The organism is Pseudomonas sp. JL3 (assembly GCF_031570575.1).
Classification (GTDB): domain Bacteria; phylum Pseudomonadota; class Gammaproteobacteria; order Pseudomonadales; family Pseudomonadaceae; genus Aquipseudomonas; species Aquipseudomonas cucumis.
In genome coordinates, this window is the sequence record NZ_JAKWJK010000001.1 from 135592 (window position 1) to 152425 (window position 16834).

At 58.4% G+C, this 16834-nt stretch carries 8 protein-coding genes; 5 read left to right on the top strand and 3 right to left on the bottom strand.

Going from position 1 to position 16834, the window contains the following annotated elements:
* Positions 1 to 4 precede the first annotated feature (4 nt).
* The 3 genes from MMG91_RS00570 to MMG91_RS00580 form a co-directional block, all read right to left on the bottom strand.
* Positions 5 to 2944 (bottom strand): DEAD/DEAH box helicase family protein, encoded by a 2940-nt coding sequence (locus MMG91_RS00570; RefSeq protein WP_310658379.1) that lies wholly within the window; start codon positions 2942 to 2944, stop codon positions 5 to 7.
* 379 nt (positions 2945 to 3323) lie between these two features.
* The gene (locus MMG91_RS00575; RefSeq protein ID WP_310658380.1) at positions 3324 to 6344 is read right to left on the bottom strand and encodes an EAL domain-containing protein; all 3021 of its coding nucleotides are present in this window, start codon (positions 6342 to 6344) and stop codon (positions 3324 to 3326) included.
* Positions 6332 to 7351: a substrate-binding domain-containing protein gene (locus MMG91_RS00580; RefSeq protein ID WP_305449792.1), complete on the bottom strand. Its 1020-nt coding sequence runs from the start codon at positions 7349 to 7351 to the stop codon at positions 6332 to 6334. Before MMG91_RS00580 ends, MMG91_RS00575 begins: the two co-directional genes overlap by 13 nt.
* 564 nt (positions 7352 to 7915) lie before the next feature.
* Here MMG91_RS00580 and mexE point away from each other — a divergent pair.
* From mexE to MMG91_RS00605, 5 genes are all read left to right on the top strand, one after another.
* Positions 7916 to 9169, top strand: coding sequence for a multidrug efflux RND transporter periplasmic adaptor subunit MexE (mexE, locus tag MMG91_RS00585; protein ID WP_310658381.1), 1254 nt, complete (start codon positions 7916 to 7918; stop codon positions 9167 to 9169).
* A 15-nt stretch (positions 9170 to 9184) separates the two neighbouring features.
* On the top strand, positions 9185 to 12376 hold the full coding sequence (locus MMG91_RS00590) for an efflux RND transporter permease subunit (RefSeq protein ID WP_305506739.1): 3192 nt from the start codon (positions 9185 to 9187) through the stop codon (positions 12374 to 12376).
* Positions 12373 to 13794, top strand: a complete 1422-nt coding sequence (locus tag MMG91_RS00595) for an efflux transporter outer membrane subunit (RefSeq protein ID WP_123496923.1) — start codon at positions 12373 to 12375, stop codon at positions 13792 to 13794. Before MMG91_RS00590 ends, MMG91_RS00595 begins: the two co-directional genes overlap by 4 nt.
* A gap of 341 nt (positions 13795 to 14135) precedes the next feature.
* The gene (locus MMG91_RS00600; RefSeq protein ID WP_310658382.1) at positions 14136 to 15191 is read left to right on the top strand and encodes a tetratricopeptide repeat protein; all 1056 of its coding nucleotides are present in this window, start codon (positions 14136 to 14138) and stop codon (positions 15189 to 15191) included.
* A gap of 135 nt (positions 15192 to 15326) precedes the next feature.
* On the top strand, positions 15327 to 16829 hold the full coding sequence (locus tag MMG91_RS00605; RefSeq protein ID WP_310658383.1) for an ATPase domain-containing protein: 1503 nt from the start codon (positions 15327 to 15329) through the stop codon (positions 16827 to 16829).
* Positions 16830 to 16834 lie beyond the last annotated feature (5 nt).

Genomic DNA, 16834 nt, shown 5'->3' on the forward strand with positions numbered 1-16834 from the left:
CGTGTTACGCACTGGTTACGACCCGGACATCTGAACCGGACACGTTCTTAATATAGGAGTAACTGGTGCCGAGGACAGCAAGCTGATCAGCAGAGATTTTCGCTGCTGAAATGGCGGGTTGTACGATCACGAATCTGAAAATCATCTTGTGGTCGTGGCACTTGTTGCGAAGCAGCTCCAAATCTATTGGGTCACCCTTGAGGATTCTGTCGAACCCTTTCGGCAGCGATTGCTGGTAGCGACCCATCAATCGATTGAAGAATTTTTCCTCGGTGTGCAGCCACTTCACTGATCGTGATGCCTGGCCGCAGACCTCGTAGACATCGTTCACACGAGCGCCAGGTCGAGTCTCGCCATCTTTTTGGGGGCAATACTTGCAGTGGTAAAGGTCGACAAAGATTGCGTCCTTGCTCTCTTTGATTGCCACCAGATCCGCAATCTCACCAGCGCCATCATCGTTGAAAATGAATGCATAGTCGTCCTCAATACGGCTATAGGTGAACCCTTGGACGGTGTCCATGTTACGAGTTGCCCTCATGGACTCGCTGTGGATCTGGGTGGTCCCCCAGTCCCAAGCCTCAATCAGCGCTATAGGAAGCTTCAAGTCCAAGCTATTGGGTGTGTAGAACCGGTAATTGCCCTCGACCATCGAACCGTCTACGGCTAGCAGGACCAAAGGGTTCGCATCCAGGTACTGCTCGAACGAGCTCTCTTCGGCGAAAATGATCTTGACCCCAGGGCAGGAGCACTTGTAGCTATCGTTCAGTAACCGTATCGTGATGTCAGGCAGTTGACGCTCCGTGCCATCTACTGCAATGGCGATGAGAGGCACTTCTAGTGTCAGCTCATCGCTTCGCCGAGGTTTGCCAAACTCGACATCAAGCAGGTTGAAAATCTCACCGTTGAACGCTAGCGAAATTTTCTGCTCGTTTTCGATCGCAATGGACTCCGGCCAATCAGCATAGAAAAGTCCCGTTGGCCAGGCCCCTTCGATCTTCTCCGAGCGAATCACATCCTTGAGCACTTCAGAAGGGTTGATCGAGGCATCGTTGAGTTTCTGTGAGGCACGTTTGCACCACTCAATCCAGTAAATGATGCTGGAAGAGTTCATCTCCCAGATCTTCCCTTTGTGAGAGCAGCCAACGGTGGTGCGCTGTCCATCTTCATAGCCGGTTGCGAAGATGTTGGACTTTTTCGCCGTGCCGTTCTCGATTTCACTGATGACGGTATTGATGTCCCGCCCGACGTGCATCGTGAATCTCAGATCCTTGCGTGTCCTGGACAGCCCCACGTTCTGCAGCTTCATGAGCTTGATGTCGTGCAGGGTTCGGAACGTAGGCTCACCGTTGATTCGCCTGGCATCCTTTGCAATCAAATTCAAAAAACGCGTCGCTTGCGATTCATCACCGGAGGAGTGAATGAATAGCGTCTTGTCGGGTGCGTGGTAGTAAGCCAGGTACAGAATCCAGTTCGTGTCCACAATCGCCGAGGTCTGAGCCCATCCGACAGGTGTTTCTCGTCGCGTCACCATGATGATGGTGTCTGAATCGTCGTTGATGGAAAGGAACTGCAGCGGTTCTTTCTTCTGCGAGAAGTGATTCGCTTTCTCTGGCCGCCACTGGTCGCGCTCCACATGGTAGGCGATCGCACTGATCTTGGGATTGGGGTTCAACCCGAAGATATCCTCGGAGTCGGCATCATCCGGGAACTGTTCAGTGAACGTCTCTTTTTCGATTTCGCGAGCGATCTTGTCTTGACTCACGTCTCGAATCACGGCGCTCCAGTCGGCACTTTCCTTGTAAAGCACTGCCATCTGGTAATCGACTTTCTGGTTGGCAATGTTTGAGACGAATTTGGCGTCGCCTAGCGTGTCATCAACCCGGGTTAGCCGACCGATGAACTGTAGCGTGACTGCCGGACTGCGATGCTGGTCGTGAATAGCCGCGATTTTCAGCTCTGGCAGGTCGAAGCCTTCGCCCAGCATGTCCACACAGACGATGATCTTGTATTTCTTCTCGACAATTTCACCCAGCAGCTTGACCCGATTCGGCACCTTGCTGTGGATGAGAATGGGTGAGAGGTCTTCATGCTTTTTGTAGAGCTCAAACAGGGCTTCAGCACGTTTTTGCGATCGTGCGCGTACCATCAATAGGTGGTTAAAGCCTTGCTCTCGATCGCCTCGCAACAACTCTACCGCCTTATCAGCAACCACTTGGTCAGCCAACTCGAGGTTGTATTCGCGCACGGGGTGAAATTCGATCGACTTGAAGTAGCCATCGATCTGCGCATCCTTCAACGGGTAGTTGTAGATAATCTTGCCTTCAAGGGGCTGATTGTCCTCCCTGAAAGGCGTAGCAGTGAACTGCAGGCATGGCTTCTCTTTAAACGCGGTTTTCACCCGCCCCCATGTCATGGCGGCCACATGATGGGTTTCATCGATGATCAGGTGGCTGCAGAGCTCAGCCAAGGCTTGGAGGGACTCTGTGTCGAATCGCTGCAATGCTTGCGGGGTAGCGACAATTACATTCGCCTCGGCAAGCTGTTGTACATCTTCAGCCGACATTCCTGAGCCGATCGCCCTCACCACAGGGTTAAGTGCTGTGGCAGAAACAGCACCGATCTCCCGAAGTTTTTTCAGCCCGAGGCATTTTTCGACAAGTTGGGAACGCAAGGCATCTGAGGGGACGAGCACCAATGTCCTTGCCAACCGCCCTGCGATAAGCAGACCAAGCATGGTATCGGTCTTGCCGGTACCCGTTGGCATCACGATCGTTGCGGTCGTGGCCGGAGACATAACCAAGTGGCCCAATGAAGCGTATAGGGCGGCAAGCTGAGGCTTACGCAAGCCCGGCGTATTGGTATCCCGGACTGCCAGGTTGAAGTTAAAGAGGTGTTGCTGCCAGCTTTGATATACGTCTAAGTACTTCCCTGTAGCATCGACCATTGCGTTCACCAAATTGAATGTGAAAATCAGCGCTGATTATTCAATGGCCACATGCTATCAGTGAACATCATTTCAGGTGTACCCCGAAAAGCAGTGCTCAAACGCGCCACTCCCTCTGCCTTCACCAACCGACGATCGATGCCAAACAGTCCAATCTGAGATGAAGGTACACTGAAAGCCATCCGAATCCATCTTGGTCTATGTAAGAAATCGCCAGTCGCGATCGCTCGCACACCCGGTTCAAGTGGGGGCAACATTGGGGGCATATTTGAAATTTTTCTGCCTGAAAATGTTGCTCTAGAGCGTAGTCAAAATGTTCTTCGGGGACCCCGATAGCCTGACATAAGGCACGCCGAGCGTTTTACCGTACGCGGAGTCATTAGCGCCCGGGTACTGGACTGCTTGGGCGTTTTACAACGCGTTTTCGCATTAGCGAGTCAGGGATCGCCATGCGGCTCGGTTGAGGCAACCGGGGCGTACGCAGTAACAGACTGATTTCCTCTGCACTGACCGCGCGGCTGAAAAAGTGGCCCTGCATTTCATCGCAGCCGTTTTCACGCAGGAAAGTTTGCTGCTCTTCGGTTTCGACACCTTCGGCAATGACCTTGAGGTTCAGTTTGTGCCCCAACGAAATCACTGCGGTGGCGATGGCTTTGTCGTTCTCGTTGTCGGGCAGATCGCGCACGAAAGACTGGTCGATCTTGAGTCTCGCGATCGGGAAGCTTTTCAATGCTGCGAGGCTGGAGTAACCGGTGCCGAAGTCGTCGATCGACAGACTGATCCCCATTGATTGCAGTTCCTTCATTTTGCTGATGGCTTGCTGAAGGTCTTGCATGATCAGACTTTCGGTCAGCTCCAGCTCAAGGTACATCGGCTCCAGCCCGGTTTCTTGCAAGGCATGCCTCACCCGGTCGATCAGGTCCCTTTCGATGAACTGGCGTGCTGAAATATTCACCGACATGGTGATCGGCGGCCAGCCCGCATCCTGCCAGGCCTTGTTCTGTCTGCACGCGGTATGAATCACCCAGTCGCCGATGGGCACGATCAACCCGGTCTCTTCGGCCTGGGGAATGAATTTGATTGGAGACACCATGCCGAGCTCGGGATGCTGCCAGCGAATCAGTGCCTCTACGCCGATAATCTGACCTGACTGCAAATCCACCTGTGGCTGGTACAGCAGCAGGAACTCGTCATGGTTGAGTGCGTTTCGAAGCCCGTCTTGCATGGCGAGCTTGCCCTGATCCTTGTTATTCATCTCGCTCGTATAGAACTGGTAACTGTTGCGACCCAGCTCCTTGGCCCGGTACATGGCGGCATCCGCATTGCTGAGCAACGTGTCGGTATCGCTGCCGTCGGCTGGGTAAGTGGCCAACCCCATGCTGCAGGTGACGTGGAGTGTATGTCCGCTGAGCTGAATCGGCCGCAGGATGGCCTCCTGGATTTTATGCAGGGCTGGCGTAACACCGTCGATGTCTGAGGGCTGGTCGAACAGGATGATCACAAACTCGTCGCCACCCAGTCGCACAACGGTGTCGGTGCGGCGTACACACTCCTGCATGCGCTGGGCGACGGTTTTCAGCAGTTCGTCTCCAGCACTGTGTCCAAGGCTGTCATTCACCAGTTTGAATTTGTCCAGATCGAGAAACACCACCGTCACCAGCCGGCTGTAGCGCTGAGCATAAAGCATTGCCTGCTTGAGACGGTCTTCGAGCAGTGTGCGATTCGGCAGCCCGGTCAGTGCATCATGGTCGCCCATATAGCGAATGCGCTTTTCGGTCAGCTGGCGTTCTATCGCAATGCCGGCAAGAGGTGTCGCCATGTCGATCAGTCGCGTCTCGGTCGAGCTGGGGCTGCGTACGGTGTTGGAATACAAGGCGAACGTACCCAATACCTTTCGCTCATGGGACAGAATCGGCGTCGACCAGCAGGCGCGAAATCCATAGGACGCAGCGGCTGATCGGTACTCCTCCCACAGCGGATCCAGCTCGATATCCGTGACGATGACCGGCTCTCGTCGATACACCGCGGTGCCGCATGAACCGACACTCGGGCCGATCGCAGTCCCGTCAATGAGCTGGTTATAGGCCGTCGGCAAACTGGGGGCAGCCCCGTGCAGCAGGTGCTTGCCATCCTCATCCAGCACCAGGATGGACACCATCATCCCCTCCAGTTGGGACTCGACCAGGTGAGCCAGGCTCTCGAGGACCTCTGCAAGCTCAGTGCTTCTGGCGATCAGCTCCAGGACATGACCTTGTCCGGCACGGACGATGGCTTCTTGCTCTAATCGGCTGTTTTGCACGGCGAGCCGCTCTGTGGCGATACTCAATTGGACCGTTCTTTTTTCCAGCTGAAGTCGGTCCTTGAGGAATTGATTCACCGCGCGAGCCATGTTGCCGATCTCGTCCTTCCCATGTTCGGCCATCATCAAATGCGTTTTGTCAGTGTGTTCCTGACGCAATTGCCGGCTTATTTCATTCAGGCGCACGAGCACATGACGGCCCATGAAGACCCGGGTCACAAACCAGGCGAACACCAGGCTTGCGCCCAACATGATCAGCACCCATTGCTGGCTACGATTTGACGCCTCGACCAGGCGCTGCACGGCTTCGCGATAGTCTTCGGTGTAAACACTGGATTGCTCACGGGCCACCGCGACCAGAACCCCGGCCTCATTCTTCAGTTCCTCATTGAAGCGCTGTATGACGTTGTACTGATTGATGAGCCTCAGGCGCAAAGAGAAGAGATCGGGTGTCGGCACATCAGCGTCGGGTAACTTGCCTGCGGTGTGTGACAGGCGCTCATATCGGACCCGCAGCCGTTGCACGGCATCACTGTCAATAGCCTGCGGCAGATCGAAAAGTAACACCGCCAGTTCCAGGCTGGCCCGGGTCTGGGTCGCGGTTAACCGGGCGGTGTGATCCTCCAGGGTTTGCTCGAAGGTGACCTCGGTTTGCAGCAGGCTTTCTCGCAGCTGCGCAACGATGTTGGCGGTATTGCGAAACATTTGACTCGACTGATGCATGTCGAGTATCGCCACACCACTGTTCGCGGCAGTCAACTGCTGCACCAGTTGATCAAGGGCTTCAAGCTGTTGGACGGTCGCCGCATAGCTTGAACGCAGGGTGTCAGGCGAGCGGGTTGTCAGAAGCTGATCGGTCTGGCGTTCGATCAGCAAGGTCCGCTGCAGCATGTCTTGCCCATCTTGCATGCGGACCAGTCGTTCATCCGTCAGCTGGCGGGTGGCGCTGTTTGACGTGCGCAATGCATAGACCGCAGTAGCACCACCCGCCAGGATCAGCAGTGCCAGCGTCAGAAACGCCAGTGTGAACTGTGCGCGTAGCGATTGCGGCAATAGCCGGCGTCCGAGCCGGGAAGTAACGTCCAATGTCAGGGGTTCCATTGGTGGCGATAGATGTCTCGATAGCCATTGTCAGGGTCGTACTGGAGTTTCTTCCCGCCGTCGAAGGCAATATTGTCGGCATTGACCAAGTGAATCGGCGCTACGAAGCCGCTCACCGGCTGACCTGCAAACAGCCGGTTCAATTCATCCATCACTTGCCAGCCATGCAGGTTGAGCGGCTCGGCCACGGTAACGGTCTGGTAGGTTTTTGCCTGTATGCGCAAGAAAGCCGAAGCGCTGCCATCACCGGCAGACAACAGACTGATGCCGTCACTGGGTATTGCGGCGCTGGTCAATGAGGCAATCGAGTAGTCGAAATAGATATCGTTGATGGCCAGCGTATGGGTCCAGCGCTTGCCATAGCGCTGAAGCAGCTCCTCGGTGATCGCCGGCATCTTCTCACCACTTTCGGAGATCGCGACATCGCGCACTTCCAGCAACGTACATTCCCGACAGGCCCGAATGACGTTTTCCATGGCCTTGGCTTTCGCCATGGCGATGCTGTACTTGGAGTCGGTCAGTATGACCACGCCGGCGCGTCCGTTTGACTGTGCCACTGCCGCCATGGCCGTGAGGCGAGCCACTTCGAGCGGGTCGGTCGTGACGTTCATGGCCACCGGCGTGCCGTCAATCGGCCCGGGGCGTGCCCCGGCGTGCCAGCCAACCACCGGCACATCCCTGTTGGCGAAGAGGATCAGCGCCGCATTGTTCTCAAGGGCATCGGAGCCGCACAGAATGAGGCCGTCGGGTTTCGCTGCGAGGGCATCGGAAAAGGCCTTTGCGCGCCCGGCCGATGATCCGGCGCCATCGAATATCTTCAGCGTCCAGCCCATCGCCTTGGCGGCCTCACGAACGCCCTGCGCGACACCCACGATGCCTCCGTTACGCAAATCTTCTGCGACAAGGGCGATGCTCTTGCCCCGCAGGGCTCGCGGGCCAGATTCAGGGCCGCTCCAGCGAACGGCTTCAAGGGTGGCCCTGGAAACGATTTCCTGCGCTTGAATCACCGTAACCGTGGTGTTTTCGACAGCGTATCCGGGAGTTGCCGTGAAAAGACAGAAAACCGTAATTGAAGCCATCCAGAGTAGCCAGGGCCTGAGTAAGCAGGGCCTGATCAGACAGGTTCGATCACCGCATGTGATGCCGGGTCTGGAACTGATAGCGCGATCATAGTCTGGCATGGCGTCCCTTTTTGCCAAGAGTGCAGCGTTCACTATCCGAAAGGATAGTCGGTTCTGCTGTCATCAGGCCTTTTGTGGGTAAAGTACGCGAACTTTAGTCCTGAACATTCAGGAAATGGCCGCACCACATCGATCAGGTCCAGGATCGGAAGGTGCCAGTCGTCGCCCGCGGTGCGGGCAAGCTGCCGAGCCCGCGAAATCCCTTACACTCCCCGCAACACTGAATTGTCATCATTTCATTTGATAGCCCACTAACGGAAGGTGCATGCTAGAGGGCTCGCTTTGAGCTTATATCATTCCGAATGATAGTTACCTTCGCTTCATTCGATTCGTGCCATACCACCCCGCCAAGCATCATCCGTCCATCTCAATACATTGGCGGATGCATCCATGGAACAATCACTCAAACATTTGCGCTTCCCCTTGGCTCTGTTGGCTGTGCTGGTGATGAGCGCCTGCGGCAAGACCCCGGACGCTGCCGCCACCATGCCCGCGGCCAAGGTCAGCGTGGCCAAGGTGCTGGAACAACCGGTCAACGAGTGGGACGAATTCACCGGCCGCCTTGAAGCGCCGGAAACGGTAGAGATTCGTCCACGGGTTTCCGGCCAGATCGATGACGTGGCCTTCACCGAAGGCGCGCTGGTCAAGAAAGGCGATCTGTTGTTCCAGATCGACCCGCGTCCATTCCAGGCTGAGGTCCGCCGCCTCGAAGCCCTGGTTGCGCAAGCTCGCGCCACAGCCACCCGCAGCGAAAACGAATCCCAGCGCGGCGAACGTCTGCGCACCAGCAACGCGATTTCCGCCGAACTCGCCGACTCGCGCACCAGCGCGGCTCAAGAAGCCCGCGCCGCCGTCGGCGCCCTCCAGGCACAACTGGACCTGGCCAAACTGAACCTGAGCTTCACCCGCGTCACAGCGCCCATCAGCGGCCGTGTCAGTCGTGCGGAAATCACCGCCGGCAACCTGGTGACCGCCGACACCACGGCGCTGACCACCGTGGTCTCCACCGATAAGGTCTACGCCTACTTCGACGCCGACGAGCGTGTGTTCCTCAAGTACACCCAGCTCGCCCGTCAGGGGCAACGCGGCGCCACCACCCCGGTTTACATGGGCCTGTCCAATGAAGACGGCAACCCGCACCAGGGCCAGATGAACTTCGTCGACAACCAGGTCAACCCGAAGACTGGCACCATCCGCGGTCGTGCGGTGTTCGACAACAGCGACGGCACCTATACCCCAGGCCTGTATGCACGCCTGAAACTGGTGGGCAGCGGCACCTACTCCGCCGTGTTGATCAACGACGAAGCGGTCGGTACCGACCTGGGTAAAAAGTTCGTGCTGGTGATGGATGCCGACAACAAAACGGCTTACCGCCCTGTCGAGCTGGGTCCGAAGATCGAAGGTCTGCGCATCGTGCGCAGCGGCTTGAACAAAGACGACACCATCATCGTCAAGGGCCTGCAACGGGTCCGCCCTGGTTCACCGGTCACGCCTGAAGTGATTCCGATGGCCAGCGAACAAACCCTCGCAGCTCTCGCACAACAACGAAAAGCGCTGGAAGCCAGCAACTTGCCCCAAGTCGCACCCGCCAAGGTCGCGCCGGGTACGGTTGTGAAAGTGGCTGCTGCGACTCCACGCGGTTAAGGGACAATTACTCCGATGAATTTTTCCCAATTCTTCATTTCACGGCCGATCTTCGCAGCGGTACTGTCGCTGCTGATCCTGATCGCCGGCGCCATCTCGCTGTTCCAGTTACCGATCAGCGAATACCCGGAAGTCGTGCCGCCGACCGTAGTGGTCCGTGCCAACTTCCCGGGCGCCAACCCTAAAGTCATCGGTGAAACCGTGGCCGCTCCTTTGGAGCAAGCCATCACCGGCGTCGAGAACATGCTGTACATGTCCTCGCAGTCCACCGCTGACGGCAAGATCACCCTGACCATCACCTTCGCCCTGGGCACTGACCTGGATAACGCGCAGGTACAGGTTCAGAACCGCGTGACCCGGACCGAGCCCAAACTTCCCGAGGAAGTGACGCGCATCGGTATCACCGTCGACAAGGCGTCGCCCGACCTGACCATGGTTGTGCACTTGACCTCGCCGGACAAACGCTACGACATGCTTTACCTGTCCAACTACGCCTTGCTCAACATCAAGGATGAGCTGGCGCGTCTGGGCGGTGTCGGTGACGTGCAGCTGTTCGGCATGGGCGATTACTCGCTGCGGGTGTGGCTCGATCCGAACAAGACTGCTTCGCGTAACCTGACCGCCACCGATGTGGTCACCGCGATTCGTGAACAGAACCGTCAAGTAGCGGCCGGTGCCCTGGGCGCTCCGCCTGCGCCGAATGCCACCGCATTCCAGTTGTCGGTCAACACGCAAGGCCGTCTGGTTTCCGAGGAAGAGTTCGAGAACATCATCATTCGCTCCGGCGAGAACGGTGAAATCACTCGCCTGAAAGACATCGCTCGCGTCGAACTCGGCTCCAGCCAGTACGCCTTGCGCTCGTTGCTGAACAACCAGCCGGCGGTGGCGATCCCGATCTTCCAGCGCCCGGGTTCCAACGCGATCCAGATCTCCAACGACGTTCGGGAGAAAATGGCCGAGCTGAAGAAGAACTTCCCGCAAGGCATGGACTTCAGCATCGTTTATGACCCGACGATCTTCGTGCGCGGTTCCATCGAGGCGGTGGTTCATACCCTCTTCGAAGCGCTGATCCTCGTTGTGCTCGTGGTAATCCTGTTCCTGCAAACCTGGCGCGCCTCGATCATTCCGTTGGTGGCGGTGCCGGTTTCGCTGATCGGTACGTTTGCCGTGATGCACCTGTTCGGTTTCTCGCTGAACGCCCTGTCGCTGTTCGGGCTGGTATTGGCCATCGGTATCGTGGTCGACGATGCGATTGTGGTGGTGGAAAACGTCGAGCGAAACATCGGGCTCGGATTAACCCCTGTAGAGGCCACCAAGCGTGCGATGCGCGAAGTGACCGGTCCGATCATTGCGACAGCGCTGGTGCTGTGTGCGGTGTTTATCCCGGCGGCGTTCATCTCCGGGTTGACCGGGCAGTTCTATAAACAGTTCGCCCTGACGATTGCGATTTCGACCGTGATCTCGGCCTTCAACTCGCTGACCTTGTCGCCGGCGCTGGCCGCCGTGTTGCTCAAGAGCCATGACGCGCCTAAAGACCGTTTCTCCAAGGTTCTGGACAAGATCTTCGGTGGCTGGTTGTTCCGTCCGTTCAACCGCTTCTTTGACAAGGCCAGCCATGGTTATGTCGGCACCGTGGGCCGGGTTATCCGCAGCAGCGGTATCGCCCTGCTGGTGTACGCCGGCCTGATGGTGTTGACGTTCTTCGGCTTCTCCAATACCCCGACCGGTTTCGTACCCGGCCAGGACAAGCAATACCTGGTGGCCTTCGCGCAACTGCCGGATGCCGCGAGCCTGGACCGTACCGAAGACGTGATCAAGCGCATGTCCGACCTGGCCCTGAAACAGCCTGGCGTGGAAAGCGCGGTGGCCTTCCCGGGTCTGTCGATCAACGGTTTCACCAATAGCCCGAACGCCGGCATCGTGTTCGTCACCCTGAAGCCTTTCGACGAGCGCAAGGATCCGAGCATGTCCGCCGGTGCGATTGCCGGTGCATTGAACGGCCAGTACGCCGGGATTCAGGAAGCCTACATGGCGATCTTCCCGCCGCCGCCGGTACAAGGCCTGGGGACCATTGGCGGTTTCCGCCTGCAGATCGAAGACCGGGGCAACCTGGGCTATGACGAGCTGTACAAAGAAACCATGAACATCATTGCCAAAAGCCAGAGCGTGCCGGAACTGGCTGGCCTGTTCACCAGCTACACGGTGAACGTGCCGCAGGTCGATGCCGCCATCGACCGGGAAAAAGCCAAGACCCACGGCGTGGCCGTCAGCGACATCTTCGACACCCTGCAGATCTATCTGGGTTCGCTGTATGCCAACGACTTCAACCGCTTCGGTCGCACCTATCAGGTCAACGTTCAGGCTGAGCAGCAGTTCCGTCTCGAATCGGACCAGATCGGTCAGCTGAAAGTGCGTAACAACCGGGGCGAGATGATCCCGCTGGCGACCTTCATCAAGGTCAGCGATACCTCGGGGCCAGATCGTGTAATGCACTACAACGGCTTCATCACCGCGGAAATCAACGGTGCGGCAGCCCCCGGCTACAGCTCCGGCCAGGCCGAAAAAGCCATCGAGAAACTGCTCAAGGATGAACTTCCGAACGGCATGACCTACGAGTGGACCGACCTGACCTACCAGCAGATTCTGTCCGGCAACACCGCGCTGTTCGTGTTCCCTCTCTGCGTACTGCTGGCGTTCCTGGTGCTCGCGGCGCAGTACGAAAGCTGGAGCCTGCCACTGGCGGTGATCCTGATCGTACCGATGACCCTGCTGTCGGCGATTACCGGGGTGATTGCCTCGGGCGGCGACAACAACATCTTCACCCAGATCGGCTTGATCGTACTGGTGGGCCTGGCGTGCAAGAACGCGATTCTGATCGTCGAGTTTGCCAAGGATAAACAGGAAGAAGGACTCGGCCCGCTGGCAGCGGTGCTGGAAGCTTGCCGTCTGCGTCTGCGGCCGATCCTGATGACCTCCTTCGCGTTCATCATGGGTGTTGTGCCTCTGGTGTTCTCCAGCGGTGCCGGTGCCGAAATGCGTCATGCCATGGGTGTGGCGGTGTTCTCCGGGATGCTCGGGGTGACCTTCTTCGGTCTGTTGCTGACGCCGGTGTTCTACGTCCTGATTCGCAACTTTGTGGAGCGCGGTGAAGCGCGCAAAGCGGCCAAGGCGCTGAAATTGGAAAAGCCACTGGAGGCGCAACAATGAGCCTGAAAGCCTTCCTGCCGAGCCTTCTGGTACTGGCCCTGAGTGCCTGTGCCGTCGGCCCGGACTACAAAACCCCAACCACCGAGGCGGCCAACATCACGGCCGCCACCGATGGCAGCGCCGGTCAGAAGAACTTCGACCGCGCCCGCTTCGAAGGCATCTGGTGGCAGCAGTTCGACGATCCGACCCTCAACCAGTTGGTGACGCAATCCTTGCAAGGCAACCGCGATCTGCGCGTGGCTTTTGCCCGCTGGAAAGCGGCCCGGGCGATTCGCGATGACGCCAGCAATGACGCCATGCCGACCATCACCAGCCGCGCGAGCAGTGATCTGGCCAAGGGGCAGATTCCCGGCCAGACCACCGACCGCGTCAGCAGTGAACGCTATGACCTGGGCCTGGACATGGCTTGGGAACTGGACTTGTTCGGTCGCATCCAGCGCAACCTGGAATCCAGCGACGCCGAACAGCAGGCCGCCGAAGCCGATCTTTACCAACTGCAAGTCACCATGATTGCCGAACTGGTGGATGCCTATGGCCAACTGCGCGGCGCACAACTGCGGGAAAAGATCGCCCTGGCCAACCTGAACAATCAGCAGGAATCGCGCAAGATCACCGAAAGCCTGCGTGATGCCGGTGTCGGCGATCAGTTGGATGTGGTTCGCGCCGATGCGCGCCTGGCGTCTGTCGAAGCCAGCGTGCCGCAACTGCAGGCCGAACAGGTGCGTCAGCGCAACCGTATCGCCACCCTGCTGGGCGAGCGTCCGGACAAGCTGACTGTCGACCTGAGTCCAAAAGATCTGCCGGCGATCGCCAAGGCCCTGCCGATCGGTGATCCGGGCGAACTGCTGCAACGGCGTCCGGACATCCGCAGCGCCGAACGCCAACTGGCGGCCGCCACTGCCCGTATCGGCGTGGCCAAGGCTGATTTGTTCCCACGGGTCAGCCTCAGCGGCTTCCTCGGTTTCACCGCCGGGCGCGGTTCGCAGATCGGTTCCTCGGCGGCCAACGCCTGGGCACTGGGCCCAAGCATTACCTGGGCGGCGTTCGACCTGGGCAGCGTGCGCGCCCGTTTGCGCGGTGCCGATGCTGAAGCCGAAGGCGCCCTGGCGACCTACGAGCAGCAAGTACTGCTGGCGCTGGAAGAGTCGGAAAACGCCTTCAGCGATTACGGTAAACGTCAGCAGCGCCTGATCTCGCTGATTCGTCAAAGCGAATCAAGCCGCGCCGCTGCCGATCTCGCCGACATTCGCTACCGCGAAGGCACCGTGGACTTCCTCGTGCTGCTCGATGCTCAACGCGAGCGCCTGGCAGCCGAAGACACCCAGGCCCAGGCCGAAGTGGATTTGTATCGCGGCATTGTCGCCATCTACAAAGCCCTCGGCGGCGGCTGGCAACCAGAGACGGTCGCCAGCAAGTAAGGTTTTAAAGAGCTCCTTTGGTTGGCCGCAACCAACCAAATTCTTTGCCCCGCGTCTCATTCGGTCGCGGGGCTTTTTTTTGGCTGCGCACCATAGCGCAAACACCACAATCTCCTGTGGGAGCGGGCTTGCCCGCGATAGCGGCCTATCTGGCACATGGATGTTGGATGTACCGACGCAATCGCGGGCAAGCCCGCTCTCCCCCAGGGATTTGGGGGTATGAGGAATAAACAGCTACCCCAAGACTCAAATCGCGAAATCCTCACTCGTGGTTTGACTCACAGCCCCTCCTGACCGAAGCTGATGGCTTTGCAAAAACCTGCCACCCCCCGGATTCCTGCATGCCTCAGTCCCGCCGCTACTTGCTCATCAGCCTCTGCGTATTGCTTGCCCTCGCCCTCGCCTGGTTTTTCCTGCGCAGCACGACGCCTGTGGTGCCGGCGGCGATCAAGCATGGCTACAGCGAAGCGCTGGCTCAGGCTCGCGCGGGTCAACCGGGAGCGGCGCGAGTGCTTTATCAGCAATTGGGGCGCCCTGACCTGTCGGCCAAGCGCCGTGTGTGGCTGCATGCCGAACTGCCCAACTACCCAAGTCCGCAAGCCCTGAAACTGGCGAATGCAGACCTGCAACATCCCTCGGCGGATGTGCGCATCGCCGCGATCAAAAGCATCAGCGGGCTGGTGCCCAGTGGGCAGCGCAGCCTGTTACTGGGGCCTTTGCTCGATGACGGCGATCCGAGCGTGCGGTTTGCGACGGTCAACGCCTTGTTGGGCCTGACGCCGGATGAACTGGGGTTGTACTTCGGCCCTTTGGAGCAAGCGATCAATGCTTGGGAACAACGCCTCAAGCGTCAGCCGGAAAGCGCCGAAACCCAATACCAACTCGCGCGCTTGCACTTGCACAATGCCGAACTGAAGGACGCGCAGCAGGCCCTGGAGCGCTCGTTACAATTGGCGCCCGACAACTTGCCGGCGCTGGTGATGCAGATCGAAGTGCTTGATAAACAGGGCCAAAGCGATGCCGCCAGGCAATTGTTGGCGAAACAGCTCAAGGCCCAGCCTGACTCGGCCTACCTGCAACATGCGCTGGGGCTCTGGTTGCTGCATCACGGGCAAAGTGAGTTCGCCCTGCTCGGGCTGTCCAAAGCCGTGGAGCTTGAGCCGGACAACAAGGATTACCGCTACGACCTGGCCACCACGCTGCATGCTGAGCAAGAGCTGGAAGCGGCGCAGAACCAGCTGCAGGAAATCGTCCAGCGTCACCCGGCCGATCGCAAGGCGCGCGTGCTGCTGATCAATTACTGGAAGGAAAGCGGACAGTTGCAGAACGTGCAGATATTGCTGGCACAGCTGGAACAGCTCAATCCGGATGATCCGGCGTTGCAGCAAGGTCTGTAAACGATCGCTCTGTAGCACAAATCAGAGCAGGAAAAGGTTGAACCGTCGTCTCGGCAAAAGGTCAAGTGATCAGGCAGTCCACTCAGGCGCTTCCAGCCTGCTGCCTCGTTTCCCCTAGTCATGAGAGGGCATTTCTTGTCTACATCTAACGAGTTGATCAGTGCAAAAGCCGCCACCGGCATTGAAGGTCTGGATGACATCCTGGCCGGTGGATTGTCCCGCGGTCACCTGTTCTTGCTGGAGGGTGAACCCGGAACCGGCAAAACCACCGTCGCTTTGCATTTTCTGTTGGCTGGCGCCCGTGCTGGCGAGCGCTCGTTGTACATCACCTTGTCGGAAACCGAGCGCGAGCTGCGCCAAGGGGCGTTGTCCCACGGCTGGGAGCTGGATGAGAACATCCACATCTTCGAGCTGACGCCGCCGGAAAGCCTGCTCAATGCCGAGCATCAACAGAGTCTGCTGTATTCCTCGGACCTGGAGCTGGGCGAAGCCACCAAACAGCTTTTCGAAGCGGTCGAGCGGGTCAAACCGACCCGCGTAGTGGTCGACAGCCTGTCCGAAATCCGCCTGTTGGCCCAAAGCTCTTTGCGCTACCGCCGGCAGATTCTGGCCATCAAGCATTACTTCGTGCGCTACCAGGCCACGGTGCTGCTGCTGGATGACCTGACCACCGAAGCCCTCGACAAAACCGTGCACAGCGTGGCGCACGGGGTGATTCGTCTCGAAGAATTGACGCCCAACTACGGTGCCGAACGCCGACGCATCCGCGTGGTGAAGTACCGCGGTCAGAAGTACCGCGGCGGTTTCCATGACTTCACCATCATGGGTAACGGCGTGCATGTCTTCCCGCGCCTGGTGGCGGCCGAACATCGCGGGCGTTATACCCGCCAGCAGTTGACCAGTGGCATCCCGGAAATGGATGCCCTGCTTGGTGGCGGTATCGAGACGGGCTCCAGCACCCTGATCCTCGGTCCGGCCGGTACCGGCAAATCACTGATCTCGATGGTCTTCGCCGCTGCGGCGGTGGCCCGTGGCGAAAAGGCCGCGCTGTTCATTTTCGATGAAGAGCTGGGGCTGCTGTTCGAGCGTATGAAAAACATCGGCATTGACCTGAAGGCCCTGGAAGACACCGGCAACCTGCTGATCGAGCAAGTGGATGCCGCCGAATTGTCCCCCGGCGAGTTCTCCTACCGGGTTCGCCGTTGTGTCGATGAGGGCCATATCAAAACCGTGGTGATCGACAGTATCAACGGCTATCAAGCGGCCATGCCCGAAGAAAATGCCCTGGTGCTGCACATGCACGAGTTGCTGCTGTACCTCAATCGTCAGGGTGCCGCGACATTCATGACCGTAGCCCAACATGGGCTGGTCGGTGACATGCAGGCCCCCGTCGACATTACCTATCTGGCCGATACCGTCATTCTGTTGCGCTACTTCGAGGCCCTGGGCAAGGTTCGCCGGGCAATCTCGATCATCAAGAAACGCACCGGCAGCCACGAATCGACCATTCGCGAGTACCGCATCAGCGGCCAGGGCATAACCATCGGTGAACCGCTGGATGCGTTCCAGGGTGTATTGCGTGGCGTGCCCACTTACCTGGGCGCGAGCAATCCGCTGCTTAAGGAAGATGTCCAGTGACGGCC

What these genes read in the sequence shown, in the direction of transcription:
- MMG91_RS00570 (WP_310658379.1), bottom strand. Translation starts at nt 2,944, where the DNA reads ATGGTCGATGCTACAGGGAAGTACTTAGACGTATATCAAAGCTGGCAG.
- MMG91_RS00575 (WP_310658380.1), bottom strand. Translation starts at nt 6,344, where the DNA reads ATGGAACCCCTGACATTGGACGTTACTTCCCGGCTCGGACGCCGGCTA.
- mexE (WP_310658381.1), top strand. Translation starts at nt 7,916, where the DNA reads ATGGAACAATCACTCAAACATTTGCGCTTCCCCTTGGCTCTGTTGGCT.
- MMG91_RS00590 (WP_305506739.1), top strand. Translation starts at nt 9,185, where the DNA reads ATGAATTTTTCCCAATTCTTCATTTCACGGCCGATCTTCGCAGCGGTA.
- MMG91_RS00595 (WP_123496923.1), top strand. Translation starts at nt 12,373, where the DNA reads ATGAGCCTGAAAGCCTTCCTGCCGAGCCTTCTGGTACTGGCCCTGAGT.
- MMG91_RS00600 (WP_310658382.1), top strand. Translation starts at nt 14,136, where the DNA reads ATGCCTCAGTCCCGCCGCTACTTGCTCATCAGCCTCTGCGTATTGCTT.